The sequence below is a fragment of the Nocardiopsis mwathae genome (assembly GCF_014201195.1).
Classification (GTDB): Bacteria; Actinomycetota; Actinomycetes; order Streptosporangiales; family Streptosporangiaceae; genus Nocardiopsis_C; species Nocardiopsis_C mwathae.
On sequence record NZ_JACHDS010000001.1, the window covers coordinates 4036223 to 4062507 of the forward strand.

Below are 26285 nucleotides of genomic sequence, written 5' to 3' on the forward strand. Positions count from 1 at the left end.
TTCGATCGCGGTCGGCACATCGTGAGTAATCTGCTGGTAAAAGCCCAGGGTCTCCCCCCATTACCCCGGACAGAGGCTTTGCTCATGACGAAGAGCGAGGACGGTGGCGAGCGCGTCATCGCCGACAGGTACCGGCTGCGGAGCGCGCTGGGTGCCGGAGGCATGGGCACGGTCTGGCTGGCGTGGGACCCCGAGCTGGCGCGCGACGTCGCCGTCAAGGAGGTGCTGCTCCCCGACGGCCTCTCCGGACCGGAGCGCGACGAGGCGCACGCGCGGGTGCGGCGCGAGGCGCGGTCGGCCGCCCGCATCGCCCACCCGTCGGTCGTCACCATCCACGACGTGCTGGATTTCGAGGGCCACCCGTGGGTGGTGATGGAGCTGCTCCGCGGCCGCTCCCTGCAGCAGGAGCTGGCCGCGAACGGTCCGATGGACCCGCAGCGCGTCGCGGTCATCGCCGTGCAGCTGCTGGAGGCGGTCCGCGCGGCACACGCGGCCGGGGTGATCCACCGCGACATCAAGCCCGGCAACGTCATGCTCGCCGACGGCGACCGGGTCACCCTCACCGACTTCGGCATCGCCACCCTGGAGGGCGGCGCCACCATCACCCGCACCGGTGTGCTCGTCGGCTCACCCGAGTACATGTCGCCGGAGCGGCTGCACAGCGAACAGGCGACGGCCGCCTCCGACCTGTGGAGCGTCGGCGTCACGCTGTACGCGATGAGCACCGGCGCCTCGCCCTTCCACCGCGACAGCATCACCGGCGCGATCGCGGCCGTGCTCTCCGCGCCGATTCCGCCGCTGGGGTGGGCGGGACCGCTGGCACCGGTCATCGGCGGCCTGCTGGAACGCGATCCCGGGCGGCGGCTCACCGCCGACCGGGCGCTGGCGCTGCTCGCCGCGGTCGCGCCGCCGAACGGTCCGGACGCCGCCTCCGGGGAGCGGCCATCGCCTCCGAACGGCCCGCCGCCGTGGCAGGGGCCGGTGACTCCGCACCCGTCCGGGCCGGTGACGCCACGGCCCACCGGTCCCGCCACCCCGCAGCCGCACGCCCCGCCGGCCCCCCGCCCGGGCGGACCCGCGACACCGCACCCGGCGCTCGGCCCTCCGCCGGCGCCGATACCGGCGGCACCGATCGGCGCGTGGCCGGCTCCCCCCGCGGCTTTCCACGCCGGACGTGAGAAGCCGCGCCGCCGCTCGCGCGTCGGCCTGTGGGCGCTCCTCATCGGCGCGGTGGTCGTCGCCGCCGTCGCCTTTCTCGCGGCGGTCGCGGTGGTCATGAGCGAGGAGTTCGGTTCGGCCCCGCCCATGCGGACCTACTCCAACCAGTGGTACTCGATCGGCTACCCAGAGGGGTGGGACTACGAGACCCCGCCGGACGAGGAGCGGACTATCCGGTTCCAGAACCCCGACGGGACCATCACACTCACGGTCGTGTCCTGGGAGCTCACGTCCTCCGACCCCCAAACCGCGCGCGAATGGGTGGAGCTGTACCACGAGGAGGTCCAGAATGAGGAGGGCGTCGAGGTCAGACGGGTGATCGGAACGGCCTACGGGTTCCCCTCCGACTGGGACGTCGGCCACATCCTCCTCCGCTACACCGAAGACGCCCACGACGATCAGATCCGCCGCCTCGACGGCTACGTCATCGTGTACGACGGCGAATACTACGGACTGGCGTGGGACACCCCTTGGGACGCACCACGCACCGACCTGCACGATTCGATAGTGGACTCGTTCAAGCCCCGGACATGACGGCGCCGCCTCCGCCGCACCGCGCGCAGCCCCGTCAGACCGGGGGCGAGGCGTCCCGGCACCACGGGCAGACGGCTCTGCCCTGCTTGTCCTTACCGCACATCCGGCACATGTGCCCCCCGCTTCCGTTCTCCGGCACAGTCGGTGCCTCCGGTCTGCCTAACGCCGGTGCACCCGGCGCGGGTTCCCCCGAAAGGGCGAAAAAGGCCCGCAGGCGTGCGCCTGCGGGCCTTTGCGGCCGCACCCCGCGCGGCCCCTACGTCACGTCACCGGATCAGTACCAGCCGTTGGCCTGCGAGTGCGCCCAGGCGCCGCAGGGGTTGCCGTAGCGGCCGTCGATGTAGCCGAGGCCCCACTTGATCTGGGTGGCAGGGTTGGTCTCCCAGTCGGCCCCGGCGCTGGCCATCTTGCTGCCGGGGAGCGACTGCGGGATGCCGTAGGCGCCGGAGCTGGGGTTCTTGGCCGTGTGGTTCCAGTTGCTCTCCTTCTCCCAGAGCGGCTCCAGGCAGGCGAACTGGTCCTGGCCCCAGCCGTAGTCGCCCAACATGGCCTTGGCCATGGCCTTGGGGCTGCCGCTGGGAACGGGGGTGCTCGACTCGGCGGAGCCGCCGGAGTCGTCGGCGCCGTCCTCCGGCTCCTCCTCCTTTTCCTCCTCCTCTTCCTTCACGGATCCCGACCCCGAGCTCACGGCGGCGTTTCCGGCCTCCTCCATCAGCCCTTTGGCCCTCTCGCGCGCCTGCGCCAGCTCCTCCTCGGAGTCCGGGTCGGCGGCGGCGAAGAAGTCGTCGGGGGCGCTTTGGGGACCCTGCGCCGCGGTGGCGGCGGAGGCGGCCAGCCCGGGATCGGCATCGGTGTCGGCGAACGCGGTCACCGCGAACGTGACGCCTGCAACCAACGTCGCGGAGCCAACGGCCGTGGCCGCCCGCAACGAGATCCGGTTCAGTAGCACTAATCGCCCTTCCGTCAGTCACGCGCCCGGCGGTGACGCGCGTGATCGACCACGGCCCCGGGAGTCGACAGGTCGGGTTCGTCATCGGGGGAGATGAGCGGCGGATCCGCATTCGAGGGGGCGTGACCGCCGACCGCCCCGCCGCTTCGCGACCTCGCGCACGGGTTCTCTTCGGGGTCCGTGGGGGTGTCACATCGGTACCCGACCCGCGCTCCGGGGACTCCTTATGGAACGGGTCCCACCATGCCGCATCGGTACGGAGCACTGCGCAAATTCCACCTATGACGTGAATCACAGCACACAGGGTGAAGAGCAAAAGGGCGACCACCTGCGCCGATGCACGCTAAGTGATCATCGATCACAGGCGTCACACAGAACGATCTCCTACACACACGACGCAGCCGCCGCTTTCGGCACTCGCATCACACCACACGACCGGAGCCGAAACGCACGCGGGCCCCCGCGATCGGTGATCGCGGGGGCCCGCGTCGGACCCTGCCGGACGCCCGCCCTCCGGCGCGCCCGGCGCCTCGGACGGCTCAGCCGAAGAGGTGGTGGCCGCACGACGGCCACTGACTCTGCCAGTCGCCGTTGGCGCGGTTGTAGAGCAGCTTGGCGCGCATCGTCTGCTCGTCGGCACCGGCCTCGGCGGGCGATCCGCTGCCACCGACCGACCGCCAGGTGGGCATGGTGAACTGGTAGAGGCCGTAGTAGCCCGCGGGATTCACGGCCGCGGGATCGCCGCCCGACTCACAGCGGGCCAGGGCGGCCCAGTTGAGGCCGTCGACGTCGCCTCCGAGGTTCGGGTCGACCGGGCCCGCGCTGTCCGCGGCGCCGCCACCGGCGTCCCCGTCATCCGCGGACTCGGGCTCCCGGGGCTCCTCTCTCGCCTGCTCGACGGTCCCCGTCCCGGTCGTCAGCGCCAGCCCGCCGGCCGCCTCGATCCGCTCCTGTGCCCGCTCGCGCCGCTGTCGCAGGTCGGTGTCGCCGACCGGGTCGGCGGCGGCGAAGAAGTCGTCGGGGGCGTCCGGGGGCGCCTGCACCGCGGTGGCGGCCTGCCCGGCGTCGACGGCGGGAACGGTGTAGGCGGCGACGAGGAAGGCCGTCCCCGCCACCGCCGCCGCGGCCCCCGCAGCCACCGCCACCCGCCCCGAGATCCGGTTGATCACCACAGTCCCCCCTACTGTCCGGTGTCCACACGTCGCGCCATACAGTACGCACTCGCATAACTACTGGCAGTGATGATATCGGGGTGTCGCCCGCCACTCCGGGGGTTCACGCAGAACGGGGCGTCCCGCTGAGCACCGGCGGCGTCGGCGCCGTCAGGACGGGCGGCCCTCCGGCGCCAGGGTCGTGGACCACAGGGCGTCGCCGTTGCCGTCGCGCAGGTGGACGGTGAGCTCGCGGCTCTCCCGGTCGATCTCGATCTCGCCGAAGTGCTGGAACCCCTCCAGCGGGGACGTATTGGCGCGCGGTGGGGCATGGGCGAACACCTCCCGGGGGCCGAAGGTGGGGTCGAGCCGGTTGGGGCCGAAGGCGCCCGCGTGCAGCGGGCCGGAGACGAACTCCCAGAACGGGGTGAACTCCGAGCTCTCCGCCCGGTCCGGGGAGTAGTGGTGGGCGGCGGTGTAGTGCACGTCGGCGGTCAGCCACACGACGTCGGTGACGCCCGCCCGGTGCAGGCCGTGCAGCACCCACTCGATCTCGGCCTCCCGGCCCAGCGGCGGGCCGGGCAGGCCGTTGGCGACCGCCTCGATGTTCTCGCCATCGGGCACGACCAGCCCGATCGGCATGTCGGAGGCAACGACCTTCCAGGTGGCGGTCGAAGCCGCCATCTCCCGGACCAGCCACCGGGCCTGGGCGTCGCCCAGGATGCGCTCGTAGGGCGCGGTGCCCGGGGAATTGGGGTCCCGGTAGGGGCGCATGTCGATGACGAAGACGTCGAGCTCGGGGCCGTAGCGGATCCGGCGGTGGATGCGGCCGTCGACGGCCTCGGCAGGGATGATCGGCTGCCACTCGTGGAAGGCGCGGTGGGCGCGGGCGGCCAGCACGTCGACGCGGCGCTCGGTGTAGCGGGGGTCGTCGAGCACCTGGCCGGGGTACCAGTTGTTGACGACCTCGTGGTCGTCCCACTGGACGACGTGCGGGACGCGTGCGGCGAAGGCGCGCACGCCCTCGTCCAGCAGGTTGTAGGAGAACTGCCCGCGGAACTCGGCCAGGGTCTCGGCGACCTTGGTCTTCTCCTCGGTGACCAGGTTGCGCCACCTGCGGCCGTCGGGCAGGTCCACGGTCTCCCGCAGTGGGTTGTCGGAGTAGCAGGCGTCGCCGCTGTGCACGAAGAAGTCGGGCTCGCGGTCGGCCATGGCGGCGTAGATCGGCATCCCGCCGATGTCGGCGTTGATGCCCCAGCCCTGTCCGGCGACGTCGCCGGACCACAGGAAGCGGATCGGGCCGTCGCCGCCGGGGGTGCGGAACGAGCCCGTGACCGGTTCGCTTTCCGCTCGGCCGGTCTCGGCGCGCACCCGCACGTGGACCTCGGTGCCCGGCTCGACACCGGTGATCCGCACCCGGCCGGTGCCGTCGTGCGCCCGGGTCAGCATGGGGCCGCGGACCACGCGCGCGTCCTTGAAGTCGGGGCGGCCGGAGACCTCCACGACCATCCGCGCGGCCCGGTCGGCCCTGGTCCACACGACGGCGCCGTCGGCGCGCGGGTCGCCGAGCTGGATGCCGTGGGTGAGGGTGGGGCGGTTCCGCCCCTGGGCGAGCGCGGGGGCCGCGCCGGGGGCGAGGACGGCGCCCGCGCCGAGCACGCCGGAGGCGAGCAGGGTGCGTCGGGACAACGGGGATCCGGGGGCGGGGGACGGTGCGGTCATGCGGCGGGCTCCTCCGTGCGGGGACGTGACGCGCACGGCAATCTACGCCACGGTCCCCGACGCTCGACCGAACACGCGCCGACCGCGGCATGAACACCCGCGCCGCTCGGGTCCCCCCTCCCCTCCGTTGATCTCGGAGATATTGGGGTCTCGCGGGCGGTTTTTACCCCGATATCTCCGAGATCAACAGGGCTCGTGGGCGGGCCGCCCGTGGGGGCGGCCCGCGGCGGGGCTCAGCGCTCCAGCATCTCCGTGACGAGTGCGGCGATGGGCGAGCGCTCGGAGCGGGTGAGGGTGATGTGTGAGAAGAGGGGGTGGCCCTTGAGCTTCTCGATCACCGCGACGACGCCGTCGTAGCGGCCCACCCGGAGGTTGTCGCTCTGGGCGACGTCGTGGGTGAGCACCACGCGGGAGTTCTCCCCGAGGCGGGAGAGGACGGTGAGCAGGACCCCGCGCTCCAGGGACTGGGCCTCGTCGACGATGACGAAGGCGTCGTGCAGGGAGCGGCCGCGGATGTGGGTGAGCGGCAGGACCTCCAGCATCCCCCGGTCCACGACCTCCTCGATGACCTCGGGCGTGGTGACGGCCGAGAGGGTGTCGTGCACGGCCTGGGACCACGGCGACATCTTCTCGTTCTCGGTGCCGGGCAGGTAGCCGAGGTCCTGGCCGCCGACCGCGTACAGCGGGCGGAACACCATGACCTTGCGGTGCAGGCCCTTCTCCAGCACGGCGTCGAGCCCGGCGCACAGCGCGAGCGCGGACTTGCCGGTGCCGGCGCGCCCGCCCAGCGACACGATGCCGACGTCGGGGTCGCTGAGCAGGTCGAGCGCGATGCGCTGCTCGGCGCTGCGCCCGTGCAGGCCGAAGACGTCGCGGTCGCCGCGGACCACCTTCACCGACTTGTCGGGGAGGACGCGGCCCAGGGCCTTGCCCCGGTCCGACACCAGCACCAGTCCGGTGTGGCAGGGCAGGTCGCGGGCCTGTTCTATGTCGGCCGTACCGCCGTCGAAGAGCGCGGCCACCTCGTGCGCGGGGACCTCCAGTTCGGCCATGCCGGTCCAGCCGTGCTCGATGGCGAGTTCGGCGCGGTACTCCTCGGCCGCCAGGCCGATGGACGACGCCTTGATACGCATCGGCAGGTCCTTGCTGACCAGCACGACGTCGCCCTCGCTGTGCAGGTTGCGGGCGACGGTGAGGATCCGGGTGTCGTTGTCGCCGAGCCGGAATCCGGCCGGGAGGACGGACGGATCGCTGTGGTTGAGCTCCACCCGCAGCGTGCCGCCGTGCTCGTTGACGGGGACGTCGGCGTCGAGGCACCCGTGGGCGACCCGGAGGTCGTCCAGCCTGCGCAGCGCCTCCCGGGCGAAGTAGCCCAGCTCCGGGTGGTGGCGCTTGCTCTCCAGTTCGGTGATCACCACGATCGGCAGGACCACCTCGTGCTCTGCGAACCGGGTGATCGACACGGGGTCGGCCAGCAGGACGCTGGTGTCGAGCACGTAGGTTCGCCGCCGACCCGTCTCCGTCACCGGAGCGGGCGTGCCGAGGGTGTCGATATCGCGGCGGTTGGTCGAGGAACTAGCCACTCGTTCTCCCCTTGGGCGCCGCGAGGGCGCCCTTCTCTCACGGGATACCAAGGACCGGGACCAGCCCCGACAGGGCCGGGACCGGCCCTTGTCACCATGAGTTCCTTGTGTCGCCAGGACCTCAACCGTTCGGGGCCTCCCGCGTGGACGGATACGCACCATCCACTCACATCGACGGTACCGGCGTCCTCCGAAAGAGCAAGACCCCCAGGTGAGACGGTGTGTGAACACCCGATGACGCGATCGTTCCTCCGTTTCGGCGCGGGCGTGTCCGGTCGAGGGTGGAGGGGGGCCGGCTCAGGTGCCGTAGCGTCGACTCCGCGCACCGTAGGAGCGGACCGCGCGCAGGAAGTCGACTCTGCGGAAGGCAGGCCAGAAGACCTCGCAGAAGTAGAACTCCGAGTGCGCGCTCTGCCAGAGCAGGAAGCCGGAGAGGCGCTGCTCCCCCGAGGTCCGGATGAGCAGGTCCGGGTCGGGCTGGCCGCGGGTATAGAGATGCTCCGCGATGTGCTCCAGATCGAGGCGCCCGGCGAGCTCCTCAAGGCTGGTGCCCTTGGCCGCCTCGGCGAGGAGGAGCGACCGCACCGCGTCGGCGATCTCACGTCTTCCCCCATACCCGACCGCGACGTTGACAATCAGCCCGGAGTTGCCGGATGTGGCCGCGCCCGCCTCTTTCAGGACACGGGCGGTGGAATCGGGCAGCAGGTCGAGCGAGCCCACGGGGTTGACGTTGCGGCCCTCGTTCCGCAGCCGCCTGACGGTGTTCTCGATGATCTCCAGCAGCGGATCGAGCTCCTCGGCGGGCCGGGCGAGGTTGTCGGTGGACAGCATCCACAGGGTCACGACCTGTACACCGACCTCGTCGCACCAGCCGAGGAGGTGGAAGATCTTCTCGGCTCCGGCCTGGTGCCCCTGCTCGACCCTGGCCAGCCCGCTCGTCTTCGCCCACCGGCGGTTGCCGTCGAGGATGACGCCGACGTGCCGGGGAATCTCGTAGCTGCCGAGCTTGCGCTCCAGCCGACGCTCGTAGAGCCAGTAGAGGGGGTCACGGAGCCCCATGGGTCGCTACCTTTCGCCGATATCCGGGGGAGGCTGACTACTACCGCTGCGGCGCCCTCACCCGGTCTCGGCCGGACAGGCCACCCCGGGTGGAAACGCGGGAGAACGTCTCCAGGGTAGGCCTGTTTTCCCCTCTCATGTCACGGCAAGCGACTTTCGCACGTGCTTCCGGCCCTGATGAATCCGCGATTTCACGGTGCCCAGAGCGAGGTCGAGTTCCGCGGCGATCTCGTTGTAGTCCATCTGGCACAGGTCGCGCAGCACCAGGGGGGCCACCAGGTTGGGCCGGTCCTTCTCCAGCTGGTCGAGGGCTTCGAGGAGGTCGATGCGGGAGCCGGCGATGACGCTGGTGGTGCGGGGGTCGCGCTGGTTGGGGATGCGCTCGGCCTCGGTGGGCATCTCGGCGGAGCGGCGCTTGAGCGAACGGTAGGTCTGGCGGGCGGAGTTCGACACCACGGTGTAGAGCCAGGTGGTGAACAGGGAGTCGCCCTTGAACCCGTGGATGTTGCGGGCCACCCGCAGCAGCGCGTCCTGGCAGGCCTCCTCGGCGTCCTGGCGGTAGGGCAGGAACCGTGCGCAGCGCCGCAGCACCTCGGGCTCGATGCGACGCAGTAGGGTCGTCAGCGCGTCCTGGTCGCCGCCGCGGGCGAGCACCGCGAGCTCTTCCAAGGAGTCGTCCACCCTCGCGGCCGGACGGCGCGGTGTCGAGCCCTTCTCAGTGTTTCCCACGGTCGGTCACTCCCTGACTTGAGAAGAAGAAATTCCATGCCATCCAGCTGTTACACGCCCATCCCCCTCTATGAGGTTCACATCCCCCGGCAGAGGAGGACAAGCCCCCGGGGAAATCCGGTCAGACCTGGCCACCCGTTGAATACGGACGTTTGGCCGTGACGGCACCGGTAAAGCAGTAGCTGTGGCACAACCGGACACGTTCGGCCGTTACCGCGTCATACGCCATCTGGGCTCCGGAGCGTTCGCGACCGTGTGGCTCGCGCACGACGACCGCCTCGACACCCCGGTGGCCATCAAGGTTCTGGCCGAGAACTGGGCCCGCCGGATGGACGTGCACCAGCGGTTCATGGAAGAGGCTCGCATACTCCGGCAAACCGATTCCAATTGGCTGGTCCGCGTACACGACCTGGACGTCCTGCCCGACGAGCGCCCCTACATGGTGATGACCTACGCCGACCAGGGCAGCGTCGCCGATCTCGTCGCCAAGGGGCCGCTGCCGCTCGACGAGGCGCTGCGGCTGCTGACCGAAATCGGCCAGGGCGTGACCGTGCTGCACCGGCACGGGACCATCCACCGCGACATCAAACCGTCCAACGTGCTGCTGCAGTCCAGCCCCGTGGGGCAGCGGGTGCTGGTGGCCGACCTCGGCTTCGCCAAGAGCATCGACCAGGCCTCCGCCTTCACCGCTGCGGCCGGGACCCCCGGCTACATGTCACCGGAGCAGAGTGTGCCCGGCGGCGACATCGACGTCCGCGCCGACGTGTACTCGCTGGGCGCCGTCGCCTACGAGCTCATCACCGGGCGGCCTCCGCCGGCCCCGCCGGTGCGCACCCCGCCGGGCCGGATCCGGCCCGGCCTTCCGCCCGCACTGGACGAGCTGATCATGTCGGCGCTCTCGGCGGACCGGGTCAACCGCCCCGCGGACGCCCAGGCGTTCACCGACCGGGTGCGGGCGATCCGTATGACACCCGGGCTGCCGACGTCGGTGCCGTGGTGGATGCGGCACCGCCCCAAGTGGGTGCGGGCCGTGGCCGCCGGGGCCGCCGCGGCGACGCTGCTGTTCACCAGCGGCGCGGCCGCACTGCCCGGCCTGCGCTTCATCGACGTGCGCGACGGCAGCGGGACGTTCGCCGCGGCGGTCCCGCACGCCTGGGCCCGCCAGCAGCACCTCAACGGCTGGGAGCCGCGCGAACTGGGGATGCTCGGCGGCAAGCAGGCGGGGATCCTGGTCGCCACCGACATCGGGCGGTGGCGCGACGACGGCGACCCGTCCTACGGGGTGTTCGCCGGGGTGCTGCCGCCCCGCGAGGAGGAGCGGGCGGGCCTGGACGACGTCGTCGACTCCGTCCCCTGCCCGGGGGAGCCGGTGCGGCGCCGGGTGGACGACGGCCGGTGGACCGGGGAGGTCGGTGAGTGGCCCGGGTGCCCGGCCGGGTTCGGCGCCGCCGTCCTGCACGCCGAGGACGGCGGCGGCTCGCTGTACCTGGAGGTGCGCCAGCCGGACGGCCGACCGGGCGTCATCGACCAGGTGATCGCGGGCACCCGTCTGCTTCGTTGATCTCGGGGGTGTCAGTCGGTGTAGCGGGAGAGGTCCATGGAGCGGGCGATCGCGTCGTAGTCGTCGCTGAGCCCGGCGTCGGTGATGGCCGCGACGCTGAGCTCCAGGTCCACCTCCGGCACGTACCAGACGCGGGTGTCGAAGCGATCGCCGCCGCAGGAGAGGATCCACGCCGCGGACTCCACCCGCTCCCCGCTGAGCGCGGTGAAACCGCGGCGGCCCAGGGCGGTCACCGTCTCGGGTTCCTCCCCCTCGACGACCTCCCCGTCGGGGCACGCCGTCCACGGACGCTCCCACCCGTCCCGGCGGGCGAGGTCGTCGCCCTCGGGGTCGATCAGGCCCTGGCGCGCGGCGCCGGGGACGATGCGCAGCGCCGTGATCGGGCAGTTCTCGGCCAGGGCGTCGACGTCGCCCGGGGGTGTGAGGCAGTCGTCGGATCGGGTCGAGGACCAGCCCTGCGGCAGCACGAAGTGGATGAGGTTGCGGTACGCGTAGGGCTGGTCGCCCGATTCGAGGCGGACGCCGTCGGTGCTGGAGGCCACCGGCTGCGCCAGGCCGGGGAGCGTGTCGACATGCGGCGGAGTGCAGCCCGCCGCCAGTACGGTCCCCAGCACGACCAGCCCGGTCGCGCTCCGCCTACGCCCCCCGGCGTCCTCCGTCATCGCACTCCTGGATCAGCCCGTCCGCCAACCTGTCGTCGAGGGAGGCGCTCCGCGATGCGGATCATTCCCTCTACGGCCCTGTGCGACCCGCCGCGCGTCCGGAGATCGGTCCGGGGCGGGGTCGTAGCCGTCCCAACGCCGCTGTCAGCGCAGGCGTTCCCGCAACCGCTCGGGTGTGGTGACGGGCAGGTCGCAGGTGAAGCCCTGGCAGACGTAGGCGGCGGGGGCGCCGTCGACCAGCGGGCGGTCGGCGAGCAGCGGGATGCCTCGGTCGTCGGTTCCGTCACCGCGGGTCACGGCGGTGCCGAAGGGCGCGTGCAGCAGGGCGGTGCGGTGCAGCCCACGGGTGCGGGGGTCGTCGTCGGGACCGACCACGGCGATCTCCAGGGGGCCGCTGAGCAGTGTCTCGGCGACCGCCAGCCCCCACCCGGCGAACCGCGCGGCCCTCTCGGCGAGCAGCGACACCGGTGCCAGCGCCGCCTCGGCGGCCTGTCGGTGCCGCGCCGAACCGGTCAGCCCGGCGTAGGTGAGCAGCGCGCCGGCCGCGGCGAACCAGCCGGACGGCGTCGCGTTGTCCGTGGGGTCGCGGGGGCGGTTGAACAGGGTCTCGGCGTCATCGGCGGTGTCGTAGAAGCCGCCTTCACCGTCGGCGAAGCGGTCCAGGACGGTGTCGAGCAGACCGCCCGCCGCGGCCACCCACTCGGGTTCCCCGGTGACGGCGTGCAGCGCCAGCAGGCCCTCGGCGACGTCGCCGTAGTCCTCCAGGACCCCGGCGCTGCCGCCGGCGGCGCCGTCGCGGGAGGTCCGCAGGATCCGGCCGTCGCGCATGTGCACGTCGCGCAGGAGCCGTGCGGCGGTAGTGGCGTGTTCCACCAGGTCGGGGCGGTCGAAGAGGGCGCCGGCCTCGGCCAGCGCGGCGATCGCCAGGCCGTTCCAGGCGGCCACGACCTTGTCGTCGCGTTCCGGCCGCACGCGCCGGGCGCGGGCGGCCAGCAGCGCGGCGCGCACCCGGGCGTGCCGCTCGGTGTCGTCGGGGTCGGTGCGCAGCTGCAGCACTGAGGTGCCGTGTTCGAAGGTGCCGCCGGGGGTGACGCCGTAGAGCCCGGCCGCCCACCGGCCGTCGTCGTCGCCCAGCACCGCGCTCAGCTGCTCGGGAGTCCAGACGTAGTAGCGGCCCTCCTCGCCCTCGCTGTCGGCGTCCAGCGCCGAGGCGAAGCCGCCCTCGGCGGTGCGCAGGTCGGCGACCATCCAGTCGAGGGTCTCGCAGGCGACGCGGCGCGCGAGCTCGTCGCCGGTGGTGCGCCACAGGCGGGTGTAGGCGCGGGCGAGCAGGGCGTTGTCGTACAGCATCTTCTCGAAGTGCGGGACGACCCACGCCGCGTCCACCGCGTAGCGGGCGAACCCGCCGCCGAGCTGGTCGTACATGCCGCCGCGGGCCATGGCCTCGGCGGTGTGCCCGGCGGCGTCCAGCCCGCGCCGGTCACCGGTGCGGGCGTGGTGGGCCAGGAGGAAGGACTGCAGCATGGACGGCGGGAACTTGGGGGCGCCGCCGTAGCCGCCGTTGACGGCGTCATAGTCGCGGGCCAGCGCGGCGACGGCGGCGTCGAGCACCTCGGGGCCGGGCGGCGCCGCCTTGGGCAGCGACCGGGGGGCGCTGAGCGCCTCCACGACGCGGCGGCCCTGCTCCACGACGCCCTCGCGCTCCTGCTCCCAGGCACGGGAGACGCCGAGGAGGATGCGCTGGAAGTGTTCGCGCGGGAAATAGGTCCCGCAGTAGAAGGGGGCCCCGTCGGGCGTGGTGAACACCGTCATGGGCCAGCCGCCGTGGCCGGTCATGGCCTGGGTGGCCTCCATGTAGACGGCGTCGACGTCGGGGCGCTCCTCCCGGTCGACCTTGATGTTGACGAAACCGGCGTTCATCAGGTCGGCGGTGGGCTCGTCCTCGAAGGACTCGTGCGCCATCACGTGGCACCAGTGACAGGCCGCATACCCCACGGACAGCAGGACGGGGACCTGGCGGCGCCGGGCCTCGGCGAAGGCCTCCTCGCCCCAGGGCCACCAGTGGACGGGGTTCTGGGCGTGCTGCAGGAGGTAGGGGCTGGTCGCGTCGGCGAGGCGATTGGCGGACATGTCCCCACTCTGCCCGAGGAGGGCGGGTCCGACACCCGGGGGCGGGGGTCAGGGCTTGCGGTCGTCGGGGCCGCTCTCGTCCTTGGGGCCCTCGCCCCCGGGTTCCTCGCGCTTCTCGGGCTGCGCTTCCTCGGGTCGCGCTTCCTCGGCCTTCGCGTCCTCGGGGTCGAACTCCTTGCCCTTGACGCCGCCCAGTTTCCTGGTCATGGACTTCATCAGCAGGTAGAGGCAGAACGCGATCAGGGCGATGACGATGAACCCGAGCACCCCGGGGGTGATGGCGTCGACGTCGAGGTCGACGTCGGTCTGGGCGAGGACGAGAGCGGACTTCATGCCGCTATGCTCTCACCCCTTCACGCACACCCGCGAACAGGTCGTCCTCGGGAATGTCGCTGTCCACGAGGGAGCGGGCCAGATGGTAGTCCTCGTACGGCCAGGCCTCGCGCTGGACGTCCAAGGGTACGGCGAACCAGAATCCGTTGGGGTCGATCTGGGTGGCGTGCGCGATCAGCGCGCGGTCGCGGGTTTCGAAGTACTCCTCGCAGCGGACCTGGGTGGTGATGTCCCACTCGGGCCAGTCGCGCTCGTCGATGCGCTCCATCCACTCCTTGTAAGGGTTCTCCAGGCCGCGCTGCTCCAGCAGCTTGGAGATGGCCTCGAAGCGGGCACGGGGGAAGGAGACGTGGTAGTAGAGCTTGAGGGGCTGCCACGGGTCGCCGGCCTCGGGGTAGCGCTCCGGGTCGCCCGCGGCGTCGAAGGCCTCGACCGAGACCTTGTGCGTCATGATGTGGTCGGGGTGCGGGTAACCGCCGTTCTCGTCGTAGGTGATCATCACGTGCGGCTTGAAGGAGCGCACGGAGCGGACCAGCGGTTCGGAGGCGGCGTCGAGCGGCTGCAGCGCGAAGCAGCCCTCGGGCAGCGGGGGCAGCGGGTCGCCTTCGGGCAGGCCGGAGTCGACGAATCCGCTGAACTCCTGGTGGACGCCGAGGATCTGCCGTGCCTCGGCCATCTCCTTGCGGCGGACCTCGCCGATGTTGGCGACGATCTCCGGGCGGTCCATGGCGGGGTTCAGGATGGAGCCGCGCTCTCCTCCGGTCAGTGTGACGACCAGCACTTCGGCGCCCTCACGGACGTAGCGCGCCATGGTCGCGGCGCCCTTGCTGGACTCATCATCAGGGTGGGCATGAACGGCCATCAGCCGCAAGCGCTCGGACAACGGACGAATCCCCTTGGATAGTCGCGGAAGGAAGATGCGATCGACCGCTCCGCCACGACAGGCCACCGCGCTCCCGGCCTTGCGAACTCGCGAGGAGCGGGGGTGGAGCGGGAGTCACTCAGGACGGAGCTATCTTAGACAACGTAGACCGCACGTTCGGAGATTCCCGTATGCCCGACAGCCCTTCCACTCCCATGCCCGACGCCGCCGAACCGGCCCGGGGTATGAGGCGTCTCTACGGGAACAAGCCGTTCATCTTCCTGATGGGTCTGCTGGGCGCCGGGATCTTCACCGTGGGGTGGGGGTCGGCGCTGATGAGCTACGGGGGCCATACCGGCGCCGCCTTCCAGGTGATCTCCTGGAAGGTCGAGTCCGCCGATGAGGCCACGGTCACCTTCCAGGTGAACAGCTCCAAGCCCGCGGTCTGTGTGATCAGGGCCGTCGACGCGCACCACGTTGAGGTCGGGCAGGCCCGCGTGGAGGTCAAGGCCGGAAACCGCAGCGTCACCACCAACGTTGACACGGTTCGTTCGGCTTCGGCGGTAGAAGTGACCTCGTGCAGGGAACAAGCTTCGTCAGAGTAGTCCCTTCGGGGAGAAGCCCTCGTCGAGCCGGGATCGGTGCCGATCCCACCCCTGCCAGCCGATGTCCACCCCTGCCCCGCCGCCGGCCGCCGCCGGCCTTCGCCCCCGCTCCGCACACCGCCCGGACCGGATCCACACGTGCCGGGTATGCGTGCTGGTGAGGGGTTTCGAAGGGCCGGACCGCCCAGGGCGCGCGGTGATAATCTCGTAAGTTCATCTGCGGCCGGATGGCGGTTCGCAGTTACTAGACGCACCAAAGGGAGTTCCCGTGACCGAGACCCGCGATGACAACGTCACCTGGCTGACTCAGGAGGCGTATGACCGGCTCAAGGCGGAGCTGGAGCACCTGTCGGGGCCTGGTCGCATCGAGATCGCCGACAAGATCGAAGCCGCCCGTGAGGAGGGTGACCTCAGGGAGAACGGCGGCTACCACGCCGCCAAGGAGGAGCAGGGCAAGATCGAGGCCCGCATCGCGCAGCTGCAGGGCATCCTGCGCACCGCGCGCGTGGGGGAGGCCCCCCGCAAGGCGGGCGAAGTCGGCCCCGGTATGACCGTGACCGTCAAGTTCGAAGGGGACGACGAGGAGATCACGTTCCTGCTCGCCTCCCGGGAGGAGAGCGGGGCTCCGATCGACGTCTACTCCCCCAAGTCGCCGCTGGGGAGCGCGATCACGGGCAAGAAGATCGGTGATTCGGCGAAGTACACCCTGCCGAACGGCAAGAGCCTGAAGGTGGACATCATCGACGCCGTCCCCTACGGCGGCGCATAGCCCTCAACGTAATCGCGGAGGGGGTGGCCACGAGCCACCCCTTCCGCGTTGGGGGGACACCGGCGATGCGGCCGCTCCCCCCGACCCCCGCCGTCCCGGCCACACCGTCGGCGGGGGTCGGGCATAATGCCGCGATGACCACTCCTTCATGGAATGCCCCGAAACACGGTCATCCCGCACCCGGCGGCCCGCCTCCACCGGGACAGCACGGCGGGTACGGCGGTTACGGCCCACTTCCTGCGGCCTACCCCAACGGCCCGATACCCGCGGACGCGTCCGGGTACGGATACGCCCGGCCCTGGTACGGAACGCCGTACCCCGGTGGCCCCGGATACGCCCCCGGCCCCGCGCTCGCGAGCTACGGTCGGCGGGTGGGCGCGCACCTGATCGACCTGGTGATCATCTTCGCCCTCTTGGCCGGCGTCTTCGCGGTCGGCGGCCTGGGCATCGGGGCCGTGGCCGGGGACGGCCCGGTGGCGGGGTACGTCGTGGTCCCCCTGTTCTTGCTGACCTATGTCGGCGCGTTCGCGTCCGCCTTCTGCTACCGCTGGCTCTGCCACGCCAAGTCCGGGCAGACGCTGGGCAAGCGCGCCCTGGGCATCCAGGTCGTCGCCCGGCAGACCCTGCACGACAAGACCGCCGACACGATCGTGATCGAGAAACCGCAGACACCGTGAACACTCCTCCCTGGCACACGCCCCCGCCCCATGGTCCGCCGCCCTACGGTCCCCCGCCGCTTCCCGGGTCGGCCCCGGCCCACACCCCCGAGCCGGCTCCGGCCGGATTCTGGCCGCGGGTGGTCGCACGGATCGTCGACTACATCGTGCTGGCCGTCTTCGCCTTCGCCTTCTTCCTCGTGGTGACGCTGGTCATCTCCGCCGCCAACCCCGAGGGGCTGGAGGCGCAGCTGTCGGAGGACTACTACAACGTCTGGGCGATGCTCTGGTTCTTCGGCTGGGGCATCCTGCTCTTCTTCTACGACTGGCTGTTCCACATCGCCTGGGGGCGCACGCTCGGCCAGCTGCTGATGGGGCTGCGGGTCGTGCGTGCCGAGGACGGCGGGCGGCTGCGGCAGGGCCAGGCCGTCGGCCGGGCCGCGCTCTTCGGACTGCCGCACAGCGTGCTGTGCCTCGGGCACGTGTGGGTGGTGGTCGACTGCCTCTTCGCCGGGTCCGAGAACGGACGCCGCCAGGCGCTGCACGACAAGGCGGCGCGGACCATGGTCGTCAGCACCCGCCGCCCGGCCGGACCTCCGCCCTACTACGCCGCCTAGTTCTCAGTGTCCTCGGCGCCGTCCGGGGCGGACGGTGCCGGGGAGTGGTCCTCCGCGGGCTCCTCGGCCGCCTCCGCCCCGCCGTCCTCCTCGGCCTCCGGCCCCTCGCACGCGGGGGCGGTGTGGCCGCCGCGGACGAAGGCCGCCGGGACGTAGTCGCCCTCGCCGATCCGGTACCAGACGTCACTCTCCCCCTGCGGGCCGGTCGCGCGGTCCCCCGACACCTGGCAGATGACGTCGACGTTGGCCTTGTGCGCGGCCAGCCCGCTGGCCGGGAAGGCCGCACCCGGTCCCGGGCGGACGATCACCGGGTCGGTTTCGGAGGCGGTGCCGATCTCGGCGCGGTGGGCGTAGGTGGCGGTCCACAGGTAGTCGACGTCCACCCACGCGTTGTCCCGCAGGCCCAGCGCCTCCCGGAAGGCGCCGTCGGCGAGGTCGATCCCGGCGGGGTTGCGCACCTTGCGTCCGAAGCCGTCGGCACCCCCGTTGTGGCCGTCGCGGTGCGCCGCCTGTGCCTGGGGTGTGCCGCGGGGCAGGTCGTTCCACATCTCCCGGCCGTCGTTCCAGTAGTCGTCCCTGATGTTCCACGGCCCCACGTCCCACACCGGCATGTAGGCGCAGCGCCGGTTGCCGCCCGTCGTGCACACCCGCACCGTGTACTCGCCGCCGCCGCGGGCCGCCAGTCCGCGCCGTGAGGGCAGCGCGACGAAATGGTCGTGCACGCGGACCCGGTGGCCGTTCGCGGTGGTGCCGCCGACCAGGCCGATCCGGGTGGCGAAGACCCGCGCCGAGAACGGCTCGCCCGCGTCCTCGGCCTCGCTGTCGTCGGCGGGCGCGTGCGCCGGTCCCGGGCGGATGCGGACACCGTGCAGCGCGGCGTCGGCGTCGGCGCCCTCGGTGATCCCGACCCGCACCTGCACTCCCTCGGCCGGTGCGGCCAAGGCGACCCACCGGCCGTTCACGCGCGAGGTCGTCGCCGTCGGCCCGGTCCGCCGCGCCACGGTGCCCGGGCCGCGCGCCTCCCGCCACTCGGTCCAGATCCCGTCCGGGCGCAGGCCGCGCACCTCGATCCGGAAACCCGCGGGGTCGCCGGCGGCGTCCACCGCGACCTCGACGGAGGACACGGGGTCGTCGAGGTCGTGTACGGGGAAGGTGGCCGTGGCGGCGCCGACCTCACGTTCCAGCGTGCGCGGCAGCGCCGTGCGCGTGTCGGGGGCGAGCCTGTCGGCCGGCCGCCCGGTGCCGGATTCGCGCAGGGACGCCACCAGCGGCATGTCGCCGTCCCGGCCGCTGCCGCGCCCGCGGCCGTCGCGGCCGTCGCGCCGGACGCGGATGCGGTCGCCGTCGAGGACGGCGCCGACCCGGTCGGCGGCGGTCAGGTCTTCCTCGATCCACTCCCCGCCCGCACCGTAGGGCTGCGTTCGGGCCACTGCGGCCGCCTCGCGCTCCCCCGCCGGCAGCGACGCGAGCGTGAGCGCTCCGATCGCGGCGACCGCGACGGCGCGCAATAGCCAGGCATGCGACATGATGACCCCCAACGGCGCCTTTGCGCCACTCTCAGTAAGCATTACCTGACATGGGGTCGCATAATTGGCGCGCCGGGCACCGCGGACGCCGGGGTAAAAATCGGTCTAAGCCGTCGTCAACGCGGCAACCCCGCCGCTCACGCCTCGAAAGTGAGCAGACAGGCGGTGAACCCGTGCACGTGGTTGCGGCCGGCCACCGGGCCGATCTCGCCCGCCGCGAAGAAGCCGCCCACGGCGTCGATGCCGAGCGCCTGGCGGACCATCCGGACGTCGTGGTCGGCGCTGGGGAACAGCGTGGCTCCGCGACCGTTGCAGGAGAAGAGGAGTGCGGCGGCGCTGCGGCCGTCGGTGTCCTCGTCGAACATGCGCAGCCGCTCGCGCAGGTCGGTGCCGGCGGTGTCGCGGTCGCGGACCTGGAACCGCACCGTCTGGCCGACCTCCACCATGTCGCCGATGGTGATCGTGCCCAGTTCGGGGTCGGCGGCCACCACGGAGCGCACCAGGAAGTCCCCGCGCTCGTGGCGGTCGGCGTACTCGTCCATGGCGATGCCGATGTGCAGGCCCTGTGCGGCCAGCTCCTGCTCCTCCGGCGGCAGCGCGTTGATCAGCTGCTCCAGCCGCTCGTAGGCGGGGGCACCGGCGAGCTCCAGGATCATGTTGCCGTCGGACTTGGTGACCGCCATGGCCGGGCCCACCGGGCGGCAGCCCTGGCTGACCATCGTGCCGACGATCCCCGAACCGCCCAGCAGCAGCCCGACGGCGCCGCACTCGGCGATCTCGCCGTCGGCGAAGAGCCGCACCGATCCCGGCCCGTGCGCGCCACTGGCGAGCCCGCCGACGAACGGCAGGCCGCCCAGGGCGTCGGTGGACCGCTCGACGAACGCCTGCGTCGGGAACTCGTAGGGGTCCACCAGGAGCAGCGCCGCCTGGTCGACCGGTGACGGTTCGTGCATGCCGACCACGGCGAGGTGGTCGCCGTCGGGCACGGTGTCCAGCCGGAAGGGGGTGATGGTGACCGACGGCATCCGGGCCGCCCACACGCTCACCGCGCCCTGGTCCTCCACGCCGCGGCCGCCGCCGATGACGCCGCCGGAGGTGCAGCCGATGGTCACCGCGCCGTCCGCGAGCGCCATGACGCGCTCGGCGGCCAGCACCACCTCCTCCTGGTCGGCACCGCTGATCCAGAAGCAGATGAGGTCCGCCGGGCCCTCAATCGGGCGCACGGCGGCGAGCACCGCCCGCTCGGCGGCGCTCACGAGGTCCGCACCCGTCGCCAGAGCATCACCGAACCTGGCCACTCGTCCGCCACCTCACATCGTCATCGGGCCCATTCGCCTACTCTTGGACCCTACTGCGGATCCTCAGACGTCCTATTCTCCCCGCTACCCCGCTCAGTCCATCAGATACGGACGCCGCTGCCGTCATCCCCCTTATCCCCGCTATCGCCGCCGGTGACGCCGCCGATGCGGCCGCCGATCCCCCCGCAGGTCATCCCGGTCCGCGACCGCCGCGGAGGGCCGGGGGCGGACGGTTCGGCCGCGGGCCCGCGCGGCACGGGCGTAGACTCGTCGCCGTGTCCGCCGTCACATCCGCACGCACAGCCCCCGATGACCCTCCCCCGACGCTCGGCGCCCTGCGCGCCGCGGGCCACACCCACCGATCGGTCAAGGCCGAGGTACGGGAGAACCTGCTGGCCCGGCTGCGCACCGGCGAGGAACGCTTCCCCGGCATCGTCGGTTTCGCCGAGACCGTCCTACCCCGACTGGAGCGCGCGCTGCTGGCCGGGCACGACATCGTGCTGCTCGGTGAGCGCGGCCAGGGCAAGTCCCGGCTGATCCGCACGCTCACCGGGCTCCTCGACGAGTGGTCGCCGGTCGTGGCCGACTGCCCGGTCAACGACCACCCCTACACACCGGTGTGCGCCCGCTGCCGGCGTCTGGCCGCCGAGGCCGGCGACGACCTTCCGGTCGCGTGGCGGCACCGTGCGGACCGCTACGGCGAGAAGCTGTGCACGCCCGATACCGGCGTCGGCGACCTCATCGGCGACATCGACCCGGTCCGGCTGGCCGAGGGGCGCAGCCTCGGCGACCCGGAGAGCGTGCACTACGGCCTGGTTCCGCGCGCGAACCGGGGGGTGTTCTGCCTCAGCGAGCTGCCCGACCTGCCGGCCCGCATCCAGGTGGGGCTGTTCAACGTGCTGGAGGAGCGCGACGTGCAGATCCGCGGGCTGGCGCTGCGGCTGCCGCTGGACATGCTGCTGGTCGCCGGGGCCAACCCCGAGGACTACACCAACCGCGGGCGCATCATCACCCCGCTCAAGGACCGGTTCGGCGCGGAGATCCGCACCCACTACCCGCGGGAGCTGCACGACGAGACCGCGCTCATCCGCCAGGAGGCGCAACTCCGCGGCGGCGTCACCGTGCCCGGCCACCTGGTGGAGATCGTCGCCCGGTTCACCCGCATGGTGCGCGACTCCTCCGCGGTGGACGCCCGCTCCGGGGTATCCGCCCGGTTCGCCATCGCCGGTGTGGAGACCGCTGCGGCCGCGGCCGAGCGCCGCGCCGCGCTCATCGGCGAGCGGCGGGCGGTGGCCCGGGTCTGCGACCTGCCGCCGATCGTGGAGACGCTCGCCGGCAAGGTCGAGTTCGAGGCCGGTGAGGAGGGGCGGGAGGCCGAGGTCCTGGGCCACCTGCTGCGCCGCGCCACGGCCGAGGCGTTCCGGGACACGGTGGACGAGGCGGCGCTGGCGCCGCTCACCGGGCTGTTCGCCGACGGCGCCAAGGTCGAGGCGGGCGAGCTCGTCGGCGCCGCCGAGCTGCTGCGCGGCGTCGGCCCGCTCCCCGGGCTGGCCGCCCTGACCGAGCGCGTCGAACCGGACCGGCAGGACTCGGGCGACCCCGAGGCCCGCGCCGCGGCCGTGCTGGAGTTCACCATGGAGGGCCTCTACCTGACCCGTCGGCTGTCCAAGGAGCACCTGGAGGACCGCGCGGTCTACCGGACCTGAGCGGCCGAGCTGCGGGAGTGACGGGAGTGATGCGCATGGACCGCGTCCGGTACGCCGCCTACCAGGGCGGCCCCGACCCCCTTGCGCCACCGGTGAACCCGCGCGCCGCCCTGGACGAACTGGGGCGCGGCGTCCTGGCCGGAGCCCGCCCTGCCGACGCCCTGCGCGAGCTGCTGCGGCACGGGGCCGGCGGTGACGGTCCGCCCGCTGCGCCCGACGGTTTCGGGGCCGGGCTGGCGGAACTGCGGCGCCGCGTCCGGGAGCGCATCGGGCAGATCCGCTCCGGCGGGGTGCCGGACGGCTGGTTCGCCGATCTCCCGCCGATCCCGGACCGGCCGTCGGGCCACCGCTCCCAGCCGACGGCCCCGGAGCGGATTCCCGAACCGGACGTCGAGCGCGTGCATGCGATGCTCACCGCCCTCAACGCCCTCCTGGTCACGGGCGGGCCGGGCCACCCCTCCGCGGCGGACTTCGACCGGTTCATGGCCGAGCACGGGGACTTCTTCCCGGAAGGGCCGCGCGACCTCGGCGGCGTCGTCGACGCACTGGCCCGCCGGGCCGCGGCCGCGCAGCGCATGCTGGACTCCCTCGCCCCGGAGGACCGCGCGGAGCTGACGGCCCTCGCCGACCGGGCCATCGCCGCCGCCGGCCTGGGCCCCGGCCTGGAGCTGCTGGCCGACACGCTGCGGTCCCGGCGCCCCGGCCTCTCCTGGTCCGGGACGGGGCCGATGCATGGCCTCGACGCGCTGGGCCTGGTCGAGGCGGCGTCCGCCGTGCGGAAGCTGGCCGACCTCGGTGAGCTGGACGCGGCGCTGGGACAGGACTATCCGGGGGCCGACCTGGCGGACATCGACGACGAGGCGGTGCTCCGCGCGCTGGGCCCGGACGCCGCCGACACCGTCGCGCGGCTGCGCTCCCTGGAGCGCGGGCTGCGGGAGGCGGGCTACCTGGACGGGCCGAAGAACCGGGTGCGGCTGACCCCCAGGGCGCTGCGGCGGCTCGGCGAGACCGCGCTGCGCGACGTGCTCGCCGACACACCGCCGCGGCTTCTGCGGCCGGGCGGGCACGGCGGCGCCGACCGCCCCGGCGCGCCGCCGGTCGGCGCGGCCGGAGAACCCACGGGCCGGGCCCTTCCCGCCGAGCCCGGGGACGAGCGGCCCGTCGACGTGGTGCGGACGCTGGGCAACGCGGTCGCCCGGGGCCGGTCGGCGCGCGGCGGGTCGCTGCGGGTGCACCCGCAGGACATCGAGGTCGCCGAGTGTGAGCAAGGGACGGCCGCTGCGGTGTGCCTGCTGGTCGACCTGTCCTACTCGATGGTCCGGCGCGGCCTGTGGGCGGCCGTCAAGCGCACGTCGATGGCCCTGCACACGCTGGTGGCGACGCACTACCCGCAGGACGCCCTGCGCGTCATCGGCTTCGACGACCGCGCGCGCGAGATCCCCGGCCGCGACCTGGCCGAGCTCGGTCCGAACCGGGTGCAGGGCACCAACCTGCAGCACGCCCTCGCCCTGGCCGGGCGCCACCTGGACACCCACCCGGACTTCGCGCCGATCGTGGTGGTCGTCACCGACGGCGAACCCACCGCCCACATCGCCCGGGACGGCTCCCCGGCCTTCTGCTGGCCCCCGTCGGCCGAGACGACGGCGGCCACCCTCGCCGAGGTCGACCGCATGACCCGCCGCGGCGCCCGCCTGCACACGGTCCTGCTCACCGACGACCCCCGGCTGCGGGCCTTCGCCGACCAGGTCGCGCACCGCAACGGCGGCACCGTCGTCCGGCCCGACCCCGCCGTGTTCGGCACCCGCGTCATCCGCGACTTCCTGACCCGGCGGCGGGCGCTGCCGTGATGACCATGGCGCCCGGCGGGACGAAACGGACCGAATCGCCGCGCCGCGCCATGCTCATCCTGGTCGGTCGCCGACCGGGGCCGGGGCGCCGATGTCGTAGCACAGCACGAGGTCGCCGCCCATCGGGGTGACCGTGGTGGTCACGCGCAGGACGCGGTCACGGGACCAGACGGTCCGCACCACGTTCAGCGCCGGAGTGCCGGCCGCGGCTTCGAGGTCGTGGGCCTCCGGGGCGTCCAGGACGTGGGCGGCCACCTCGTCCCGGTAGCCGACCTGCGGGTGGCCGTGCTCGGCCAGGACGCTGATGGTGCCGCGGGGGATGTCCCGGGCCGACTCCAGTTCGGTGCCGGCGGCCAGGTCGGCGGGGTAGTAGGAGGTCTCGACGCAGACGGGCCGGTCGTCGATGAGCCGGACCGCGCGGCGCACCACGGCGTCCCGGGCCGCGAGCCGGTCGGCGATCGGCTCGGGGAGGGGGGCCTGCCGGCTCACCCGGAGTTCCTTGCCGGGGCGTCGGCCCGCGTCGCGGATGAACTGGTCGAGCGCGTCGCAGCCGATCTTGTCGGCGCCGTCGCGCACGCGCTCCCGGGCAGCCGGATACCGAAAGGCAGGGGATTCCTCGGTCACTCGGACCACCTTTTCCTCAGGTGTTCGGGGGTGAACGGTGGTCCTATACCCCTTTCCCCCCACGACGCGAACGATCACCGAGCGCACTTTTTCCTTACCTTGTGCGACCGGTCGTTCCGCTCCGGCGAAACCCGGCGCGAATGCGCAGGTCGGACGGGCGGTCCTGTTCCGTTCGGGGTGGCGGGGGTGGAACTGGTCCCCTTCCGTCGGCTTTCGGGTCGCGTTTTCGCCGGTGGGTCGGCCGCGGTGGCGGAAATCGCGGGTCAGTGATCGTAGATATTGACGTCGGTCGCCTTGCTCAGCGATTCCTGCGTCATATCCCCTTCGAAATAGAGCAGCTGGTGGCGGTCGGCCGGCATCACCGTCTTGGTGAACCGGACAGGGGTGTCGCCGGAGTAGGCCATGCGGTCGTGCACGAGCAGCGGGGTGCCGGGGCCGATGCCGAACAGGGCGGAGTCCTTCAGCGACGGCATCTTGGCTCCGACCACGTCCCACGAGCGTGTCTGGGGATAGCCCATCTCGGCGAGGAGCTCGCGGGTACCGCGGGGGATGTCCTCCGGCTGCATCAGCGCCGATCCCCTGCCGCGGTCCATCGCGATGAAGTCGGGGTAGTAGGAGAGCTGGCGCTGCCAGAGCCGGGGGCCGATGTAGCGGTCGCAGCGTCGGATCACCACGAACCCCGCGGCCTCGGAGGGATCCAGGTCCATGAGGCAGGCCAGCTTTCCGGTGGCCGCCTCGACGATCACGCGAAGCCGCTGGGTCGGTTCGACCCCCTGCTCGTCCCTGATCCGCTCGACGTAGCGCGTGTACCGCTCGTCGTCGGGCTCCCCCTTGGCCGAGGAGGCGAGATGGACGGTCGGGCGGTAGCTGCGGACCGTGCTCCCGCTGCCCTGCCGGGTGTCGATCCGCCCCCGGCTGGACAATTCACGCAGGGCGCGCCGGACGGTATTGCGCGACGTTCCGTACGTGTTCATCAATTGATCTTCGGTGGGGAGTGCGGCGCCGGGGGCGTAGCGGCCTTCGTCGATCTCCTCCATGAGGTCATGGGCGATCTCCAAATGCCGGGCCATGTCCGCTCCCAACCGTTCGCCGATTCGTTCCCATGATTCTACCCAGAAGACTTGACTCTCCCTTTATCTGAGCGCATGGTGGGACTTGTAGGAATGAATCGCATGAAGCCGGACAGGAGAGGGAATAAGCGTCTGGGTCCCGAACACGCGAGGTCAACCGGTGGAGTGGGTCATTCCTCCCCTCGGGCCTGAGCGGTCCCGAGGTCGTACGGGCGCAGGACGGGCGTCCGCACGAAACGAGAGGAGGGGATTCATGCCCTGGGCCCTCGGAATGAGCCTCGTGCTGGTTCTGGTCGCCTTCTTCAGCGCCGTCTTCGGGCTGCTGCTCGCCGCATCCATCGGGATCAAGCGCGGTGACCGCGGCCGCTACCAGGCACTGCGCGACGGTGACGACCGCCGCTTCTTCACCGGAGCGGGACGCAGCCTCTCCGGGCTGCGCTTCGGCGCCGCAGCCCCGCGGCCCGCCCCGACCGACCGATCGACGGACAGTGACGACGACCCCGCGGGCGACGCGCGGACCGCGGCCTGAACGGACCGCCCCGCGACCGCCCCGGCACACGCCCATCCCCCGACATCCGCGACACACCGGCAGGACCACCCCACCGAAAAGGACCGCGCCGTGAGCGACTACGGCCCTCCCTCCGCACCCGTGCCCTACTCGCCCGAGTGGGTCCGCCTCCCCGAACCCTACGTCCACGCCATCGCCCACGAGCTGACCGCTCGGGGCGTGGCGGTCGTCGACCACTGGAACGACCCCATGGACCCGCGCGACGCCACGGTCATCGTCCGCGGCCACGACGGCGGCCGGCTCCGCTTCGTCTGGGACGAGGAGAGCGGCTGGAGGTACGGCCCCATGGACGAGAACGGCTGGGTCCCCCTCCACCTGACGAGGTACCTCGCCGCCGGGCTGCTGCCGGCCCCCGCGCACGTGGCGCACCTCGTCGACAGGGTTCTCCACCGAGCCATCGAAGGGGCCGTGCAGCGGCCCCGGTACCGCTCCTTCCGCGACTACGGCGACGCGTTGGACGGGCGTCTCGCCGCCTACGCGCGGGGGCGCGAACCGGCAGGGTGAGC

The 26285-nt window shown here is 72.3% G+C and carries 24 protein-coding genes; 10 read left to right on the forward strand and 14 right to left on the reverse strand.

From position 1 onward, the window contains the following. The first annotated feature begins 84 nt into the window (after positions 1-84). Entirely contained in the window at positions 85-1752 is a 1668-nt protein-coding gene (locus HNR23_RS17520) for a serine/threonine-protein kinase (protein ID WP_184076847.1), read from the forward strand. Between the two features lie 274 nt (positions 1753-2026). Here HNR23_RS17520 and HNR23_RS17525 read toward each other — a convergent pair whose 3' ends face one another. The 6 genes from HNR23_RS17525 to HNR23_RS17550 all read right to left on the reverse strand — a co-directional run bounded on the left by HNR23_RS17525 (position 2027) and on the right by HNR23_RS17550 (position 8945). Beyond that, complete coding sequence (locus tag HNR23_RS17525) at positions 2027-2701, reverse strand: aggregation-promoting factor C-terminal-like domain-containing protein (protein ID WP_184076849.1); 675 nt, start codon at positions 2699-2701, stop codon at positions 2027-2029. A 539-nt stretch (positions 2702-3240) separates the two neighbouring features. Beyond that, positions 3241-3870 carry a transglycosylase family protein gene (locus HNR23_RS17530; protein ID WP_343070603.1) on the reverse strand — a complete coding sequence of 210 codons (630 nt, stop codon included), beginning with the start codon at positions 3868-3870 and terminating at the stop codon, positions 3241-3243. Between the two features lie 153 nt (positions 3871-4023). Next, positions 4024-5574 (reverse strand): alkaline phosphatase D family protein, encoded by a 1551-nt coding sequence (locus tag HNR23_RS17535; RefSeq protein WP_184076853.1) that lies wholly within the window; start codon positions 5572-5574, stop codon positions 4024-4026. A gap of 233 nt (positions 5575-5807) precedes the next feature. Next, positions 5808-7070: a PhoH family protein gene (locus HNR23_RS17540; protein WP_184080507.1), complete on the reverse strand. Its 1263-nt coding sequence runs from the start codon at positions 7068-7070 to the stop codon at positions 5808-5810. Positions 7071-7454: 384 nt separating this feature from the next. After that, positions 7455-8216, reverse strand: a complete 762-nt coding sequence (locus HNR23_RS17545; RefSeq protein ID WP_184076855.1) for an isoprenyl transferase — start codon at positions 8214-8216, stop codon at positions 7455-7457. 135 nt (positions 8217-8351) lie between these two features. Continuing rightward, positions 8352-8945 (reverse strand): sigma-70 family RNA polymerase sigma factor, encoded by a 594-nt coding sequence (locus HNR23_RS17550; RefSeq protein ID WP_184076857.1) that lies wholly within the window; start codon positions 8943-8945, stop codon positions 8352-8354. 184 nt (positions 8946-9129) lie between these two features. Between HNR23_RS17550 and HNR23_RS17555 the strand changes: the two genes are divergently transcribed. Continuing rightward, on the forward strand, positions 9130-10506 hold the full coding sequence (locus tag HNR23_RS17555; RefSeq protein ID WP_184076859.1) for a protein kinase domain-containing protein: 1377 nt from the start codon (positions 9130-9132) through the stop codon (positions 10504-10506). Between the two features lie 11 nt (positions 10507-10517). Here HNR23_RS17555 and HNR23_RS17560 read toward each other — a convergent pair whose 3' ends face one another. The 4 genes from HNR23_RS17560 to mca form a co-directional block, all read right to left on the reverse strand. Continuing rightward, on the reverse strand, positions 10518-11168 hold the full coding sequence (locus HNR23_RS17560) for a hypothetical protein (RefSeq protein WP_184076861.1): 651 nt from the start codon (positions 11166-11168) through the stop codon (positions 10518-10520). 144 nt (positions 11169-11312) lie between these two features. Then, positions 11313-13298, reverse strand: a complete 1986-nt coding sequence (locus HNR23_RS17565) for a thioredoxin domain-containing protein (protein WP_184076863.1) — start codon at positions 13296-13298, stop codon at positions 11313-11315. A 48-nt stretch (positions 13299-13346) separates the two neighbouring features. Next, positions 13347-13631 carry a hypothetical protein gene (locus HNR23_RS17570; protein ID WP_184076865.1) on the reverse strand — a complete coding sequence of 95 codons (285 nt, stop codon included), beginning with the start codon at positions 13629-13631 and terminating at the stop codon, positions 13347-13349. A gap of 4 nt (positions 13632-13635) precedes the next feature. Further along, positions 13636-14514: a mycothiol conjugate amidase Mca gene (gene mca, locus HNR23_RS17575; RefSeq protein WP_184076867.1), complete on the reverse strand. Its 879-nt coding sequence runs from the start codon at positions 14512-14514 to the stop codon at positions 13636-13638. 170 nt (positions 14515-14684) lie between these two features. Between mca and HNR23_RS17580 the strand changes: the two genes are divergently transcribed. From HNR23_RS17580 to HNR23_RS27240, 4 genes are all read left to right on the forward strand, one after another. Further along, positions 14685-15098: a DUF4307 domain-containing protein gene (locus HNR23_RS17580; RefSeq protein WP_184076869.1), complete on the forward strand. Its 414-nt coding sequence runs from the start codon at positions 14685-14687 to the stop codon at positions 15096-15098. Positions 15099-15366: 268 nt separating this feature from the next. Continuing rightward, positions 15367-15867 carry a transcription elongation factor GreA gene (gene greA / locus HNR23_RS17585; RefSeq protein WP_184076871.1) on the forward strand — a complete coding sequence of 167 codons (501 nt, stop codon included), beginning with the start codon at positions 15367-15369 and terminating at the stop codon, positions 15865-15867. A gap of 134 nt (positions 15868-16001) precedes the next feature. Then, the gene (locus HNR23_RS26895; protein WP_246421788.1) at positions 16002-16544 is read left to right on the forward strand and encodes an RDD family protein; all 543 of its coding nucleotides are present in this window, start codon (positions 16002-16004) and stop codon (positions 16542-16544) included. Continuing rightward, on the forward strand, positions 16541-17140 hold the full coding sequence (locus HNR23_RS27240) for an RDD family protein (protein ID WP_184076875.1): 600 nt from the start codon (positions 16541-16543) through the stop codon (positions 17138-17140). The genes HNR23_RS26895 and HNR23_RS27240 overlap by 4 nt, the downstream gene beginning before the upstream one ends. Here the strand turns inward: HNR23_RS27240 and HNR23_RS17600 are convergent. Beyond that, entirely contained in the window at positions 17137-18666 is a 1530-nt protein-coding gene (locus HNR23_RS17600; protein WP_184076877.1) for a hypothetical protein, read from the reverse strand. The two genes, HNR23_RS27240 and HNR23_RS17600, sit on opposite strands and share 4 nt — an antisense overlap. Positions 18667-18803: 137 nt before the next feature. Further along, complete coding sequence (locus HNR23_RS17605; RefSeq protein WP_184076879.1) at positions 18804-19964, reverse strand: FIST N-terminal domain-containing protein; 1161 nt, start codon at positions 19962-19964, stop codon at positions 18804-18806. A gap of 275 nt (positions 19965-20239) precedes the next feature. On the opposite strand from HNR23_RS17605, the gene HNR23_RS17610 reads away from it, so the two are divergent. Together HNR23_RS17610 and HNR23_RS17615 are read left to right on the forward strand one after the other, a co-directional pair. After that, positions 20240-21670 carry a sigma 54-interacting transcriptional regulator gene (locus tag HNR23_RS17610; protein ID WP_184076881.1) on the forward strand — a complete coding sequence of 477 codons (1431 nt, stop codon included), beginning with the start codon at positions 20240-20242 and terminating at the stop codon, positions 21668-21670. A gap of 35 nt (positions 21671-21705) precedes the next feature. Continuing rightward, entirely contained in the window at positions 21706-23517 is a 1812-nt protein-coding gene (locus HNR23_RS17615) for a vWA domain-containing protein (RefSeq protein ID WP_184076883.1), read from the forward strand. Between the two features lie 54 nt (positions 23518-23571). Here the strand turns inward: HNR23_RS17615 and HNR23_RS17620 are convergent, their stop codons facing one another. Both HNR23_RS17620 and HNR23_RS17625 read right to left on the reverse strand, forming a co-directional pair. Continuing rightward, positions 23572-24141 (reverse strand): UTRA domain-containing protein, encoded by a 570-nt coding sequence (locus HNR23_RS17620; protein ID WP_184076885.1) that lies wholly within the window; start codon positions 24139-24141, stop codon positions 23572-23574. 263 nt (positions 24142-24404) lie between these two features. After that, positions 24405-25211, reverse strand: a complete 807-nt coding sequence (locus HNR23_RS17625; protein WP_184076887.1) for a GntR family transcriptional regulator — start codon at positions 25209-25211, stop codon at positions 24405-24407. A 253-nt stretch (positions 25212-25464) separates the two neighbouring features. Here HNR23_RS17625 and HNR23_RS17630 point away from each other — a divergent pair, with 253 nt between their 5' ends. Both HNR23_RS17630 and HNR23_RS17635 read left to right on the forward strand, forming a co-directional pair. Next, on the forward strand, positions 25465-25740 hold the full coding sequence (locus HNR23_RS17630; RefSeq protein WP_184076889.1) for a hypothetical protein: 276 nt from the start codon (positions 25465-25467) through the stop codon (positions 25738-25740). 90 nt (positions 25741-25830) lie between these two features. Further along, the gene (locus HNR23_RS17635) at positions 25831-26283 is read left to right on the forward strand and encodes a DUF6292 family protein (protein ID WP_184076891.1); all 453 of its coding nucleotides are present in this window, start codon (positions 25831-25833) and stop codon (positions 26281-26283) included. The last annotated feature ends 2 nt before the right edge of the window (positions 26284-26285 follow it).

Coding starts and splice junctions, on each gene's coding strand:
- HNR23_RS17615 (WP_184076883.1), top strand. CDS start 21,706: ATGGACCGCGTCCGGTACGCCGCCTACCAGGGCGGCCCCGACCCCCTT.
- HNR23_RS17580 (WP_184076869.1), top strand. CDS start 14,685: ATGCCCGACAGCCCTTCCACTCCCATGCCCGACGCCGCCGAACCGGCC.
- HNR23_RS17600 (WP_184076877.1), bottom strand. CDS start 18,666: ATGTCGCATGCCTGGCTATTGCGCGCCGTCGCGGTCGCCGCGATCGGA.
- HNR23_RS17535 (WP_184076853.1), bottom strand. CDS start 5,574: ATGACCGCACCGTCCCCCGCCCCCGGATCCCCGTTGTCCCGACGCACC.
- HNR23_RS17520 (WP_184076847.1), top strand. CDS start 85: ATGACGAAGAGCGAGGACGGTGGCGAGCGCGTCATCGCCGACAGGTAC.
- HNR23_RS17565 (WP_184076863.1), bottom strand. CDS start 13,298: ATGTCCGCCAATCGCCTCGCCGACGCGACCAGCCCCTACCTCCTGCAG.
- HNR23_RS17625 (WP_184076887.1), bottom strand. CDS start 25,211: ATGGCCCGGCATTTGGAGATCGCCCATGACCTCATGGAGGAGATCGAC.
- HNR23_RS17560 (WP_184076861.1), bottom strand. CDS start 11,168: ATGACGGAGGACGCCGGGGGGCGTAGGCGGAGCGCGACCGGGCTGGTC.
- HNR23_RS26895 (WP_246421788.1), top strand. CDS start 16,002: ATGACCACTCCTTCATGGAATGCCCCGAAACACGGTCATCCCGCACCC.
- HNR23_RS17570 (WP_184076865.1), bottom strand. CDS start 13,631: ATGAAGTCCGCTCTCGTCCTCGCCCAGACCGACGTCGACCTCGACGTC.
- HNR23_RS17545 (WP_184076855.1), bottom strand. CDS start 8,216: ATGGGGCTCCGTGACCCCCTCTACTGGCTCTACGAGCGTCGGCTGGAG.
- HNR23_RS17630 (WP_184076889.1), top strand. CDS start 25,465: ATGCCCTGGGCCCTCGGAATGAGCCTCGTGCTGGTTCTGGTCGCCTTC.